This is a genomic window from Anaeromyxobacter soli (genome assembly GCF_022808855.1).
Classification (GTDB): domain Bacteria; phylum Myxococcota; class Myxococcia; order Myxococcales; family Anaeromyxobacteraceae; genus Anaeromyxobacter; species Anaeromyxobacter soli.
The window spans coordinates 148845-162788 of record NZ_JAKZLF010000004.1 but is presented as its reverse complement, the minus strand read 5'-3'; the positions used below and the strand labels follow the sequence as shown (position 1 = coordinate 162788).

Sequence of the window (13944 nt, the reverse complement as noted above, 5' to 3'; positions counted from 1 at the left end):
GGCGTCTGGCCGCGCGCACGCCATCGGGCGGTGCGTCGCAGCCACACGCGGGCGCGGCGGCCCGCGCCAGGTCGCGGAACGCGCGGCGCGTGGCCGCTCCGGGAGCTCAGCGGGGGCGGCCGCCCTGGCCGTCTCGATCGCCCCCCGCGGCGAATGCGCGCGCCGCGGCCGCGAGCTCGGCGAGCCGGGCGGCGACGCGGCCGTTGAACGAATCGTGCGGGAACGCGCCGCTCGCGTCCGGGGCGCCGGCCGGCAGGCCCGAGAGGAGCTCGATGCCCTGGTCGATCGTGGCGACGGGGTACACCCGGAAGCTTCCCTCCTGGATGGCGGCGAGGACCTCGTCGCGGAGGACGAGGTGCGGCACGTTCGAGGCGGGCACGAGGACGCCCTCGTCGCCGCGGAGCCCGCGTGCACGGCACACCTCGAAGAAGCCCTCGACCTTCTCGGTGACGCCCCCGACCGCCTGGACGTTGCCGATCTGGTCCACGGAGCCGGTGACCGCGAGCGACTGGCGCAGCGGGACGCCCGAGATGGCCGAGAGCAGCGCGTACAGCTCCGCCGAGGAGGCGCTGTCGCCCTCGACGCCTCCGTACGACTGCTCGAACACGAGCGTGGCCGCGAGCGCGAGCGGCGCCGCGCTGCAATAGCGCCCGCCCAGGAATCCCGCCAGGATGAGCACGCCCTTCGAGTGGATCGGCCCGCCCAGCTCGACCTCGCGCTCGATGTCCACCACCTCGCCCCGCCCGAGGCGCATCCGCGCCGTGATCCGGCTCGGGCGACCGAAGGCGCGCCGGCCCGTCATCATGACGGAGAGGCCGTTCACCTGCCCGACGCGCGCGCCGGCGGTCTCGACGAGGAGCGTTCCGCGGCGGATCTCCTCGTCCACGCGATCGCGGAGGCGCCCGGCGCGGCGCTCCTGCGCGTCTATCGCGGCGCGCACGTCGCGGGCCGTCACGGTGGCGCGACCCTCGCCGGCTGCGGCGTGCGCCGCCTCGGTCACGAGGTCGTGGATCGCGCCGGCGTCGGCGGTGATCCGGGTCGAGTCGCCCGCGCGGCGCGTCGCCTCTTGCAGGACCCGCTCGACCGCGCCGCGGTCGAACGGCGGCAGCCGCTCGCGCCGGCCGATCGTCGCGACGAGCCGCGCGAAGTCGCGGTCGAGCTCGGGCGTGCGGGGGAGCTCGTCCTCGAAGTCCACCTCGACCTTGAAGAGCTGCGAGAACTCCGGGTCGAGGAGCGAGAGGAGCTGGTAGAGCACGCGATCGCCGAGGAGCACGATCTTCACGTGCAGCGGGATCGGCTCGGGCTCGAGCGTCGAGGTGCCCATCACGCCGAGCAGCCGCTCTGCCGGGTCGATCCGGATCTCGCGCGCCCGGATCGCGCGCTTGAGCGCGTCCCACGCGAACGGCTGCACGAGGAGCTTGCGGGCGTCGAGCACGAGGTAGCCGCCGTTCGCGCGGTGGAGCGCGCCGGCCCGCACGAGCGTGAAGTCGGTGACGAGCGTGCCCATGTGCACGTGGTGCTCCACGTGCCCCGAGAGGTTCGAGAGCGATGAAAGGTCCTCGTGGACGACGGGGGCGCCGCCGTGCGCGGCGTGCTCCACGAGGAGGTTCGCGACGTACCGCCGGAGCACGGGCGTGTCCGCGAGGAGCTTGCGCAGGGCGGCCGGGAGCTCGGCCGCGCCGTCGAGGGCCGCGAACAGCTCGTGCACCCGCTCGACGAGGTCCACCTGGACGGCGTCGAGGTGCTCGAGGACCGCCGGCACGTCCGCGTAGCGGCGCCGGAGCTCGTGGAGGAGCGCACCGGCCGCGCGGACCGTCACGTCGTCGTTCACCTCCTTCACGCGCTCGCGGTGCCGGCGCTCGAGGTCCGGCATCGTCCGGAGCACCTCGGCGAGCTGGTTCTGCAGCTCCCCGATGTCGCGCCGCAGGCGCTCCTGCACCTCCTCGGGCAAGGTCTGGAACGCGTCCGGCCCGATTATCTCGCCCTTGTTCGCGGGCGCGAACGCGAACCCGATCGGCCCGTGCAGCAGCGCGATGCCGCGCTCCTCGGCGCGCCGCCGGATCTCGTCGATCGGCGCCTCTCGCGCCTCGTCCCGCTCCTTCTCGAGGATCTGGACGCGGGCGTGGTAGTCGCGGCTCTCGAACGCGGAGGGCAGGGCGTCGCGGAGCTCCGCGACCAGGCGATCCAGATCGGCGCGCAGCTCGCGCCCGCGCCCGGGCGGCAGCTCGACGCGCCGGGGCCGGCGCGGGTCGGCGAAGCCGTTCAGGTAGCACCAGTCCGAGGGGGTGGGCGCGTCGAGCGCGGCGCGCCCGAGCATGCGCATCACGAACGTGCGCTTCCCCGCGCCGGGCGGGCCCATCACGTAGGCGTTGTAGCCCTCGCCGCCCACCGAGACGGCGAGGCGCAGCGCCTCGGTCGCGCGGGCCTGCCCGAGCGGTCCCTCCAGATCCTCGAGCTCGGCGGTGGTCTCGAACGCCATCTCGCGCGCGAGGCCGCGCGGCCGGAGGGACGCCGCGGACAGGGGGGCGTTCGGCATCACGCCTCCGCCCGGACGCGGAAGCGCTTCTCCAGCTCCCCGAGCTTCTCGACGATCCCCGTGTACTCGAGCTCGGACATCGGCAGCATCGCCGCGCCCACGAACCCCTGGCGGCGGATGCGGATGGCGGCCTCCGCCACCTCGCGGCGCACGGCGTCCCAGAACGGATGCGCGAACGCGTCCACCGGGCCGGCGAGCTTGCCGTTGCGGACCGAGAACGCCGCGCAGGTGACGATCGGCGGCCCGTCGAAGAAGCTCACCGGGGATCCGAGCGTCACGGGCATGAGCGGCATCTGGTGCGAGCCGCGCATCCCGCCCGCCACGAGGTGGCCGAGGTGGAAGGGCGCGAGCACCTCGCCCGTGGCGGGGAAGTCCATCTGGCAGCGGACGAGCATCACCGGGTCGTCCTTGCCCGTGTACTTACCGGCGATGTTGTGGAGCCGCGACGTCGCGACCGCGACCGCCTGCGCCCCGCTCGCCCGCGACCAGATCGACTCGACGACGAACCGCTCCGGGTCGCGGAGCAGCACCGCCAGGTCGTAGAGGTTCTCGGGGGCGTCGAGCTCGATGACGCGGTCCTGCATGGTGTGCTGCACGTCCATCACCACGAACCGGAACCCCTTCGTCATCCGCGGCGCGAGGAGGAGGCCGGGGGTGTTCATCGGGTCGGCGAAGGCGAGGTAGAGCGGGAGATCGAACGCTCCGGGGTCGGTCTTGTCGGCGGCGAAGAGGAGGAACGGCTCCGAGGCGCGCTCCTCGATCTCCAGCTCGGCGACGGCGGGTCCCATCCCGCGCACGTTCCCGCTGAACGAGTCCTTGAGGAGGTCCTGGCCGGCGCCGTAGAGCCCCTGCGCGCGCGCGACCTCGGTGCCCGCCACGAACGCATCCCAGGCCAGCCGGTGGATGCCGGAGTCGCCCGTGCCCTTCCGGTGGGTCATGAGGATCGCGATGTCGTCGCCGGTGTGGCCGACGTGGACGTCGAGGAGGAGCTCTCTCCCGGCCTCGCGGACGTGGCGCTCCACGGCGGCGACGAGCTCGGGCGAGGGCGCGAGGTGGCCTCCGATCGATCCGACGTCCGCCTTGATGACGCTGAGCGTGAGCTTCATGGCGACCTCCCGCGTCGCGTGCCCTGACGCCTTCGAGCCTCCCGCCACGGCGGGGGGCCGGCAATGCCGGACGTTGGGTTCGCCCGCTGGGGGCCGCGCCCTCGGGCGCGGGTGCCCGCCGTCCGCCGCCTCGCCCGCTTGGCGAGCGCGTCGACGGCGACCATCGCGGGGGCGCAGGCGGCGAGCCACGGCCACGCTCGGGCGGGGAGGGGAGCGGTGCCGAACATGGCCTGGAGGGGCGGCGCATACACGATCGCGAGGAGGAGGAGGAGCTCCGCGGCGATCCCGGCGACGAGGAGCGGCCCGGGACGGTGGGCGCGCAGGGCAGGCACCCGCTCGGATCGGCAGGCGAGGACGTTGCCGACCTGGCAGCAGACGATCGCGGCGAACGCGGCGGTGGTCGCGGTCCGCTCGGTGGCCGCGAGCGCGGCGGGCGCCGTGTGGCCGAGGAGCGCGGGCGTCGCCGCCTGGAGCTCGCCCAGCGAGAGGCCCGCGGCGTGCCAGACGGCCGCGAACGCGCCCATGCACGCCGCGGCCTCGGCGAGCCCAAGGACGCCGTAGGCGCGCACGAGGACCGCCGCGTCGAGGAGCCGGCGCGCGCGCGGCCGCGGCGGGACGCGCATGGCACCGGGCTCGGGCGGCTCCGCGCCGAGCGCGAGCGCGGGGAGCATGTCGGTGCCGAGGTCGATCGCGAGGATCTGGAGGATCCCGAGCGCGGGCGGGATGCGCAGCGCGGCCATGGCGAGGAACGGCACGATCTCGGGGACGTTGGAGGTGAGCACGTACGCGAGGAACTTGCGGGCGTTCGCGAAGGTCGCGCGGCCCTCCTCGACGGCCGCCACGATGCTCGAGAAGTCGTCGTCGAGCAGCACCACGTCGGCCGCGGCGCGCGCGACGTCGGTCCCGCCCTGGCCCATCGCCACGCCGACGTGCGCCGCATGGAGCGCAGGCGCGTCGTTCACGCCGTCGCCCGTGACCGCGACCACGCGGCCGAGCCGCTGGTACGCGCGGACGAGGCGCAGCTTCTGCTCCGGGTTCGCGCGCGCGAAGACGAGCGGGTCGCCGGTGGAGAGGAGCGCCTCGACGGCGCGGTCGTCGAGCGCGTCCAGCGCGGGCCCCTCGACGACGCGTGCCCCCTTGCGCCACAGCCCGACCTCCTCGGCGATCGCGCGCGCGGTGAGGGCGTGGTCGCCGGTGACAACGGTGACCGTGACTCCGGCGCGGCGGCACGTGGCGAGCGCCTCACGCACGCCGGGACGCGGTGGATCCTCGACGCGAAGAGGGCGAGGAGGGTGAGGTCCCGCTCGACCTCCTCGAGCGGGAGCGCCGCCAGCTCGGGGCCGCCCGCCCGCAGCGCGACCGCGACGACCCGGAGCCCGCGCGCGGCGAGCGCGTCCTCGGCGCCGACCGCGCGAGCCCGGGCGGCGTCGTCGAGCGGCCGTGCCGCGCCGCCGGCGAGCACGGCGGCGCAGCGCTCGAGCACCGCGCGCGGCGCACCCTTCGTGATCGCGACGCAGGCCGCGCCCGCGGCCGGGCCGAGCGCCGGGCCCGGGCCGGACGAGGACCGTCGCGCGGCGCCGGCTGGCGTCGAACGGCAGCTCCGCGACGCGCGGGCAACCGCGGGCGAGCGCGTCGGGGTCGAGCCCGGCGGCGCGCGCGCCCTCGAGGAGCGCGCGGTCGATCGGGTCGCCGCGGTGCGCGCCCGGTCCGCCCCGCGCGTCGCTCGCGAGCGCGGCCGCCGAGAGCGCGAGCGCCGCGGCGCCCCCGGCGCCGCCTTCGGGGAGCGCGCATGTCCCGTCCCAGGTCCAGAGCTCCCGCGCGGCGAGGACGTTCCGGGTGAGCGTCCCGGTCTTGTCGGTGCACACGACGTCCACCGCGCCGAGCGTCTCGACCGCGGAGAGCCGCCGCACCAGGGCGCGCCGGCGCGCCATCCGCTGGACGTTCGTCGCGAGCGTCACGGTGATGGTCGGCAGGAGCCCCTCCGGCACGTTCGCCACGAGGATGCCGATGGCGAAGAGGAGGCTCTCGCCCGGCGCGGCGCCGAGGAGGGCGAGGAGCGCGAACACGGCGCCCCCCATCCCCACCGCGATCACCGTCACGACGCGGACGAGCCGCGCGACCTGCACCTCGAGGGTGGACGGCTGGCGCCGCGTCGCGGTGGCGAGCCGGGCGAGGCGCCCGAGCTCGGTGCCGGGGCCGGTCGCGAACACCAGCGCTCGCGCCCGGCCGGTCGCGACCGTGGCGCCGGCCGGTGCGAGGCAGGTCGCGCCCGCGATCGACCTTCCGGGCGAGCAGGGCCGTGCGTCGCGCTCCACCGGGAGCGACTCGCCGGTGAGGAGCGAGACGTCCAGGCGCAGGAGCGTCGCCGAGAGGATGCGCGCGTCGGCGGCGATGCGATCCCCCTCCTCGAGGTCGAGGACGTCGCCCGGGACCACGGCCGCGGCCGGGATCTCGACGCGGTGCCCTGCCCGCACCACCCGGGCGCGCCTCGGCACGAGCTTCTCCAGGGCCTCGAGCGCCCGCTCGGCCCGGTGCTCCTGCCAGCCGCCGAACGCGCCGTTGACGAGCACCACCGCGAAGATCGCCCAGCCCAGCTCCGGCAGGCCCGCGAAGAACGAGAGCGCGCCCGCCGCCCAGAGGAGGAGCGCCATGAAGTGGGTGAGCTGCGCGACCATCCGCAGCGAGGCAGGCATCCGAGGCGCCGGCGGCAGCTCGTTCGGCCCGTGTGCGCGCAGGCGGCGCGCCGCCTCCTCCGGGGCGAGGCCGTCCTCGCCGGAGCCGAGCGCGACGGCGGCGTCGGAGGCGACGAGCGCGGCGGCTGCGCCGGCATCCATGCTCCTCTCCCGGCGGAACTCTGCTCCGACCTGCGCGCCCCGGCGCGCGCTCGGGTGGGCCGCGGCGCAGCTTCGCAGCTCCGGCGCGAGCGTGCGGCGCTGCGCGCCGCGGGTAGCCCGTCCCTGCCAGCGGGGCGACCCGACGCGGCGCGCGTGGCTCCGCGCGGGAGGCGTACGATCCCATCGGGTCGTCGTGGCCGACCCCGCCAGGCAGGCGAGGAGGAGGCAGGCGATGAGCGAGTGGAAGAAGATCGGCTGCGCGGTGGACTTTTCGGACCCGTCGCGCCTCGCGCTGGACGAGGCCGTGGAGCAGGCGCGCCGCACCGGCGCGGAGCTCGTGCTGGTCCACGTGCACGTGCCGCCGCCCGCGAACCCGGCCGACGTGATCGTCTCTCCGGCCGAGATCGCGCGGATGTCGGCCGACGAGATGGAGCGCACCCTCGCCGGCTGGCGCGTGGACGCGGAGAAGCTCCTCGGGCGGGCGGTGGGAGCGGCGGCCCTGGTCGGAGACCCGGCGGGAGAGGTCGTCCGCTGGGCTCGCGAGCACGGGCCGGATCTGCTCGTGCTCGGCACGCACGGCCGCACCGGGATTCGCCGGTTCATCCTCGGCTCCGTCGCGGAGCGCGTGCTTCGCGAGGCGCCCTGTCCCGTGCTCGTCGCGCGCGCGAGAGTCCCCGGTGACGCGCGGGACATCGCCGCTGAAGCGGAGATCTACGCGTAGGCCCGGACGCCGGCGCGCGGCGGCCCGGGCGGAGGGAGGTGACGACGATGGCTGCTCGCATCTGCTGCGCCATCGACTTCTCCGAGGCCTCGCTGCTCGCGCTCGTCGAGGCGGCCGAGCTCGCGCGCTGGAGCGGCGCCGAGCTGACGCTCATCCACGTTCATCCGGTCCCCGAGGGGGAGGTGCAGCCGGAGGCGTTCGCGATGGCCTCCGTGGACCTGCACCGCGACATGGGGGTCTGGAGCGCCGAGGCGGAGCGGAGGGTCGGCGCGCCGGTTCGAACGGAGGTGGTGGCGGGCGATCCTGCGACGGAGGTCCTGCGGCTCGCGCGGCGGGGCAGCGGGCTCCTCGTGCTGGGTGCGCGCGGGCGCGCGCCGGGCGGGCGCCGCCTCGGGTCGGTCGCCGCGCGCGTGGCGCGCGAGGCGCCGTGCCCCGTCATCGTCGTCCGCCCCCGCGTGCCGCTGCCGGACGAGGCGGAGACGTATCACGCCGCGTGAGCGGCGCGAGCCGTCACTGCCACGCGCCGCTGCGCGCGTACACGAGCGCGAGCGGGACCTCGTCGAGGTAGGCGCCGGCGGCCGGACGCGCCGTCCGGAACGCCGCCCAGGCCCGGTACTCGTCGTCGCGGCTCGCGCCGTCGAGCGCGACGACGGCGACGTCTGCGTCCTCGGGGCCGTCGGCCCGGCGCAGATCCGGCCGTAGCCGCCCGTCCCGCACCCACGCCTCCACGGCCTCCGGCGCAGTGCTCGGCCACCAGACGCGCGCGCCGGGCCGGGCCCGGGCGTTGAGCGGCTCGAGCACGGAGGCCGCCGCCTCGCCGCCGTCCTGGCGGCGGAGGCCGCGTGACGCGGCGCCGGGTGCGCCGCCCGCGAGCTCGTTCCAGGCGGACGCGCCCGACGGGAACGCGTGGACCGCCTGGCGGAGCGCCGGCCACAGGACGAGCACCGAGAGCGCCGCGAGGAGCGGCGCGCGGCGCGAGGGCCACGCCGACGCAGCGACCGCGACGAGCGCGCGCGCGCCGAGCAGCGCGAGGAACGGCATCGCCGGCAGGAAGGGGCGGACGCCGGGCGCGCCCGGAGCGAGCCCGGCCGCGGCGGCCGCAAACGGCGCGACCGCGCAGAGCACGAGCAGGAGCGCGTCCCGCGCGGCAGAGCCGCCCCCGCGCGCGTCCGGGACCCCGCCGCGGACCGCCTGCGCCGTCGCATGGAGGGCCCCGCCCGCAAAGACCCAGAGGATCGCGGCGGGCACGGTGAGCGCGGTGACGAGGAGCGCGTGGAGGCCCGCGGCGGGAGCGCCGGCGAGGTGCCAGCCGCCGCCCGGCGCGAACGCGGCGGCGAGCCGCCCGTGCAGGTCCGCCCGCAGCCAGGGCCAGGACAGGACGAGGATCGCCGGGCCGAGGAGCACCATCGCGGCGATCGCGAGTGGACCGCCTCGACGCGGAGGGGACGCGTCGAGGGCGACCGGCGCCCCCGGGCGCGGCGTGACCCGGGGCGCGGCGATCGCGTGCAGCGCGAGCGCGGCGAGGAGGATCCACGCGTCCGTGCGCGCGGTGAGCGCCGCGCCGAAGAGGATCCCCGCGGCTGCCGCCGCTCCGCGCCGCTCGGCGCTGCCCGCCGCGCGGTCCGCGCGCCGGTACGCCCATGCCGTCGCGAGCCAGAGGGCCGCCGCCGCGAGGTCGGGCGTGGCGACGAGGCCTGCGTGGAGGTGGCGCGGCGCGAGCCAGAAGAGGAGCGGCGCGAGCACCGCGCCGGACGCGCCCGCGAGGGCGTGACCGGCGAGGGCGAGGAGCGCGGAGAGCACGGCCGCGAAGGCCACCGTCCCGAGCCGGAACGCCCGCAGGTGGGACGCGCCGAGCCGCGAGAAGAGCCCGTGGGCGAGCCCGGCCGCCTCGCGCGCGAGCGGAGGCGACGTGGCCTCGGCCCGAGGCAGCGGCGCGGCCCCGGCGACGCGCTCGGCGGCGCCGAGCACGCGCGCCTCGTCGCGCGAGATCCCCGGGGCCCCCGCGAGCAGGCCGAGCACGGCGGCGGTCGCGACCGCGGCGAGGACGGCGCCCGCTCGCGGGCCGGGCCTGGCGAGGCGGCGCGCCGGGCTCACGGGAGCGTCTCCGCGTCGAGGCACAGGGCGCCCGGGGCGCCCGCCGAGGTGAGGACGAGCGTCACGTCGTGCAGACCGCCGGCGAGGTGACCGGTGCTCAGCTCGAAGGGCGCGAACCCCACCCCCGAGATCTCGGCCGCGCCCACCTCCTCGCCGTCGACCTGCACGGCGACCCGGAGCGGCGCCCCGAGGGCGCGGCTCCCTCCGCCGGCTGCGCCCGCGTGCCCGCGGAGGGCGTGGCCGATGGGGACCCCGGGGAACCGCAGCGCGAGCGGGGCGCCGGGGGGCGCGTCGATCGTGGCCGAGAGGCAGGGACGGGGGACGCCGTCCACCTCGCGCACCGTGCGCTCGACGCTTAACGCGGGGGTCGCCGCGCAGGAGAACGCGTTCCCCTCCGCGGTGCACGGGGCGTTGCCCAGCGAGACCTCGGCCTGGGCGAGGCGGTCCGGCAGGAACGCGAGCGGCAGGGTGGGGGAGGCGAGCTCGTGTCGGGTCACCTCGAGCGCGCCGAGCCGCTGGGCCGCGGTGGAGCGGGCCGCGCGCGAGATGAGGCCGAGCTCGGTCTGCCAGTCGTAGCCGGGCGCCCCGGGCAGCGACAGGAGCCACACGCGCCGGACGCCCGGGAGGTCCTCGCCGCGGCCGGTGCGGGCGAGCACCGGGAGCGCGGGCGGGATGACCTCGCGCGCCCGCTCGGCCCAGGCGGGCGCGAGCGCGACGGCGTCGCCCGGCCGCGCGTCGCGTTCGAGGAGCGCGCGCGCCGCCGCCCAGTCGATGCGCGCGGGCAGCCGCGCGGAGAGCCCGGCCTGGAAGAGGATGCCGTGCGCGCCGAGCGCGGCGGCGCCGGCGGCGAAGAGGATCGCGCCGGTGCGGGCGGGGGCGGGGCGTCGCGCCCAGGCGCGGGCGCCGAAGGCGCGGAGCCGAGCGGAGAGCGCGGCGAAGCTCCGCGCGGCGCTCTGCACGCCGGCGCGCGCGAGGCGGCGCGCGAGGCCGGCGCCGCCGCTGCCCGGCGTGTTCGGGTCCGGGGTCACGCCGGCGCTGGGCTACGTCTTCGCGAGGCGGATGCGGCGCTCGCTCTTCTCGCGGCAGAACGTGTCGAGATCCATCTCGGGGTTCGCCGGCAGCGCGGGCGACCACGACGGGTGCATCGCGCACTTCGCGTCGTAGCAGTGGTGCAGGTCCCAGAGGTGCCCGATGGCGTGGATGGCCTCGCGGGCGAGCCGACGGCGCCACGTCTCGATGGACGCCTCGGTGACGCCGCGCTCGGGCAGCTTGGAGGTGGTGATCACCGCGCGCTCACCGCCGTACTGGGAGAACCCCCAGCACGGGGGCTCGCCGAGCGGACCGGGCGGGAGCGCGAGCGGGGCGCTGGTGATGTACAGCACCTTGTCGTCCGCGAAGGTCCTGACCGGCGCCACGTCCTGCAGGAACTTCACGGCGTCGAGCCGGCCGTCGTCCATCTCGGCGTCGCGCGGCACGGGGCGATCCCCGGCGTGCTCGGTGCCGAGGCCGAAGGCCCGGTAGAGCGTGGCCGTGAGGAACGCCATGTCGGCGGGGTCGATCTTCTCGAGCGTGACGACGCGGATCACTTCTTCTTCCCTCCGCGCTTCGCCGCGGGCTTCGGGGCCGTCTTCTTCGCCGCCGGCTTCTCCGCCTTCTTCGCCGGCGCGGCGGCCTTCCGGGCGGCGGGCTTCTTCGAGGGCTTCTCGGCCTTGGCCGGCTTCTCCGCCTTCCGGCGCGGCTCCTTCGCGGCGGCGCGCTTCGCCTCGCGCTTCTCGGCCTTCGGCGCGGGCACCTTGGGCGCCGCCGCCTTGCGCGCCTTCCTCGGCGCGGCCTCCTCCTCGGTCTCCTCGGCCCCCGGCGTTGCCTCGGCCCCTTCAGCGGCGCCCTCCGCGGGCGCCTCGCCCTCGGCTTCGCCCTCCGCGCCCTCGGCACCTTCGGCGCCTTCGCCCTCGGCGGCCTCGCCCTCCGGGACGGCGGCGAGCGCCTCGCCGAGGTCGAGGTCCCCGAGCCCGAGATCGCCGAGCCCGAGATCCTCGATGCCTTCCTCCTCGGTCGCCGCGGGGCGGCGGCGCTTCGGGCGCGACGGCAGCAGGACCGGCGTGGGCGGCGGCTTCAGGTCGAACTTCACCCCCGCCGGCGGCATGAGGGCGTAGTCGATGTAGTCCTCCGCGAGCGCGGGCGGGACGCCGAGCGAGACGGCGACCTCGTGCACGAGCAGGTGGCGCGCGTTGTCGTACTGCTCGCGCTCCTTGGCGGGCAGGGGGCGGATGCGCGAGAGCGAGTGGAGCCCCTTCACGACCTCGGCCACGCCGAGCACGCCGCCGGCGATGAGCCGGTCCGCGTTGTCCCGATGGCGGACCTTCCAGTCGAGCTCGGGGTCCTCGAACTGCGCGGCCAGGAAGTGAAAGACGCCCTCGATCTGCTCGCCCGTGGCGACGCGGCGAAGCCCGATGGACGGGACCTTGTTCTTCGGGACGAGGACCGCGGCGCCGTCCTCCTCGCGCCGCATCCGCACGAGCTGCAGCTTCTGCCCGGCGATGTCCTTCTCCTCGACGCCCACGACCTCGCAGACCCCCTGGTTCGGGTAGACCACGCGGTTGCCGGGCTGGAGCTCGGCGGCGTCGGCGATCACGCCCTCCACGGCGGGGAGCTGCTCGCGCTGCTCGTCGGGGTGGCGGGGGGGCGGGCCTCTCACGGCTTCCCCTCCTACCATGCGACCCGGGGAGCGGCAATCGCCGCGCAGCGGGCATCCAAGGGTGTGAAATCGGAGGTCGGGCGCATCGAACGTGCGAGCGGCGCGCCTGCGGGCGGCGCCGACTCGTGCAGTCCGATCTTAACGACGCCGCGCGGCGACGGCCGTCAGCGAGGCGGGGGGGCTACCGCGCAGCCTTCTTGCGGCGAGCGCTCTCGAGGCCGAACACGTCGGCCAGCCGGAAGGGCGGCTTCGCGGGGGTGGGGTCCTGCACGCGCAGCGCGTGGTAGATGGACCACGTCCGGCGGATGGCGGTGAGCGTGGTGAGCACCGCGAGCACCGCGAGGGCCAGCGAGACGACCGTCCGGCCGGCGCCGGCGCCGAAGGAGAGGTCGAAGATCGGCGTGAGCGCGCACGGAATGCCGGTGAGCACGATCCGCTCCGGCCGCTGCATCCCGCCCACCTTGACCATGTCGCCGGCGTTCACCGCCTCGCCGCGCGCCCGCGCGTACGAGACGACGGTCGAGGCGCCCGCGGCGAGCAGCGCGGCGAAGAGCACCCAGGAGTCCCGGTAGGCGACCGCGAGGCCCCCGAAGAAGAACAGCTCTCCGACCCGATCGAGCGTGGAGTCGAGGAACGCGCCGGCCCGGCTCACCCGGCCGGTCGCCCGCGCGACGCGCCCGTCGATGAAGTCGAAGCTCGAGCCGAAGAGGAAGACCCAGCCGCCCAGGGAGAAGTGGCCGAACGCGATGAGCACCGCGGAGACGGCCACGACGACCGTGGCCGCGGTGGTGATCGCGTCGGGGGAGATCCGCAGCCGCAGGCAGAACCGCTCGATCGGCGTCCAGAGCCAGATCCACCACTCCTGGAAGAGCTTCGCGAGGATCGTTCGCTCGCGGTTCTCGATGTAGGCCTCGCGCTTGCGCCCGAAGATCGCCGCCTTGATCGAGTAGTAGACGAGCGTGGAGAACAGGAACGCGACGAGCCCCAGGAGCGGAGCGAGGGCCTCTACCGCGGAAGGCGTCACGGGCGACAATTTATCCACTGGAAGGAAACCTGCGTCGAGACCGCGAGGGGCGCGCAGTCTACCTCATTCCGGGTCGAGCTGGGCAGCGCGCATTCGCCGGGCCGCCAGGTCGATGTAGGTCGGGTCGCGCTCCAGGCCGAGAAAGCGGCAACCCGCCTGGACCGCGGCGACGCCGGTGGTGCCCGAGCCCGAGAACGGATCGAGGACCAGATCGCCGGGCGCGGCGCTCGAGGCGAGCACGCGCTCGAGGAGCGTGAGCGGCTTCTGCGTCGGGTGGCGGCCGTGCACCTTCTCGCGCGGGCCCGGCGTGGGGACGCTCCAGACGACCTGCTCGCCCTCGGGCTGCGGCATCTGCCAGAGGTCCCGCATCTGCTTGCCGCCGTTCTCCGCCTTCATGGCCTTGTAGTTGAAGCGGTGGCCGAGCGGGCGCGTCTTCATCGGGCTCGCCCAGAGGAGGATCTCGGTGGAGTGGGTGAAGAAGCGGCAGGCGAGGTTCGGCGAGGCGTTCGGCTTGTACCAGGTGATGGTGTTGAGCAGGTGGTAGCCGATCTCCTGCATCGCGAAGCCGATCGAGAAGATCACGTGCTGCGTGCCCGAGACCCACAGCGTGCCGCTGGGCTTGAGGACGCGGCGCACGGCGGTGAGCCAGCGCGTCTGGAAGGCGTGATCCTCGACGACTCCGCGCGAGGCGTCCCAGCCCCCCTTGTTCACGCTCGTCCGCCGCCCGCTCTGGCAGGTCGTCCCGCCGTTCGAGAGCATGTAGGGCGGATCGGCGAACACGACGTCCACCGAGTGCGGCGGCAGCGCCTCGAGCGCCTCGATGCAGTCCCCCTGCACGAGCGCCCACCCCTTCCCCTGCTCTGCCGTGTTCGGCAGACCGTCCCACGCATGAAGCGCCAGCCGTCGAGCCATATCCACGAATCGTAGGGCCGCC

11 protein-coding genes are annotated in these 13944 nt (G+C 76.0%); 2 read left to right on the top strand and 9 right to left on the bottom strand.

Features of this window, described 5'->3' with window-relative positions; genetic code table 11:
* Window positions 1-106 precede the first annotated feature (106 nt).
* Genes MLV88_RS05050 through MLV88_RS05040 form a run of 3 tightly spaced genes read right to left on the bottom strand, consistent with a single transcriptional unit; the run spans window position 107 to window position 6476 of the window.
* A complete protein-coding gene (locus MLV88_RS05050; RefSeq protein ID WP_243336966.1) occupies window positions 107-2536 on the bottom strand; it encodes a Lon protease family protein in 2430 nt (809 codons plus the stop codon).
* The gene (gene fbp, locus MLV88_RS05045) at window positions 2536-3642 is read right to left on the bottom strand and encodes a fructose-1,6-bisphosphate aldolase/phosphatase (RefSeq protein ID WP_242360048.1); all 1107 of its coding nucleotides are present in this window, start codon (window positions 3640-3642) and stop codon (window positions 2536-2538) included. The genes MLV88_RS05050 and fbp overlap by 1 nt, the downstream gene beginning before the upstream one ends.
* A complete protein-coding gene (locus tag MLV88_RS05040; protein WP_243336964.1) occupies window positions 3639-6476 on the bottom strand; it encodes a cation-translocating P-type ATPase in 2838 nt (945 codons plus the stop codon). Before MLV88_RS05040 ends, fbp begins: the two co-directional genes overlap by 4 nt.
* A 232-nt stretch (window positions 6477-6708) precedes the next feature.
* Between MLV88_RS05040 and MLV88_RS05035 the strand changes: the two genes are divergently transcribed.
* Together MLV88_RS05035 and MLV88_RS05030 are read left to right on the top strand one after the other, a co-directional pair.
* Window positions 6709-7197 carry a universal stress protein gene (locus MLV88_RS05035; RefSeq protein WP_242338420.1) on the top strand — a complete coding sequence of 163 codons (489 nt, stop codon included), beginning with the start codon at window positions 6709-6711 and terminating at the stop codon, window positions 7195-7197.
* Window positions 7198-7244: 47 nt separating this feature from the next.
* Entirely contained in the window at window positions 7245-7694 is a 450-nt protein-coding gene (locus MLV88_RS05030; RefSeq protein WP_242360241.1) for a universal stress protein, read from the top strand.
* A 13-nt stretch (window positions 7695-7707) separates the two neighbouring features.
* Here MLV88_RS05030 and MLV88_RS05025 read toward each other — a convergent pair whose 3' ends face one another.
* The 6 genes from MLV88_RS05025 to MLV88_RS05000 all read right to left on the bottom strand — a co-directional run bounded on the left by MLV88_RS05025 (window position 7708) and on the right by MLV88_RS05000 (window position 13922).
* Window positions 7708-9291, bottom strand: a complete 1584-nt coding sequence (locus tag MLV88_RS05025; RefSeq protein ID WP_242360242.1) for a glycosyltransferase family 39 protein — start codon at window positions 9289-9291, stop codon at window positions 7708-7710.
* Window positions 9288-10319, bottom strand: coding sequence for a hypothetical protein (locus MLV88_RS05020; RefSeq protein ID WP_242360243.1), 1032 nt, complete (start codon window positions 10317-10319; stop codon window positions 9288-9290). The genes MLV88_RS05025 and MLV88_RS05020 overlap by 4 nt, the downstream gene beginning before the upstream one ends.
* 12 nt (window positions 10320-10331) lie before the next feature.
* Window positions 10332-10877, bottom strand: coding sequence for a zinc metalloprotease (locus MLV88_RS05015; RefSeq protein WP_242360244.1), 546 nt, complete (start codon window positions 10875-10877; stop codon window positions 10332-10334).
* Window positions 10874-11986 carry a CarD family transcriptional regulator gene (locus MLV88_RS05010; RefSeq protein WP_242360245.1) on the bottom strand — a complete coding sequence of 371 codons (1113 nt, stop codon included), beginning with the start codon at window positions 11984-11986 and terminating at the stop codon, window positions 10874-10876. Before MLV88_RS05010 ends, MLV88_RS05015 begins: the two co-directional genes overlap by 4 nt.
* A 181-nt stretch (window positions 11987-12167) precedes the next feature.
* The gene (locus MLV88_RS05005) at window positions 12168-13010 is read right to left on the bottom strand and encodes a CDP-alcohol phosphatidyltransferase family protein (RefSeq protein WP_242337401.1); all 843 of its coding nucleotides are present in this window, start codon (window positions 13008-13010) and stop codon (window positions 12168-12170) included.
* Window positions 13011-13073: 63 nt separating this feature from the next.
* Window positions 13074-13922: a DNA-methyltransferase gene (locus MLV88_RS05000; protein WP_242337403.1), complete on the bottom strand. Its 849-nt coding sequence runs from the start codon at window positions 13920-13922 to the stop codon at window positions 13074-13076.
* Between the last annotated feature and the right edge of the window lie 22 nt (window positions 13923-13944).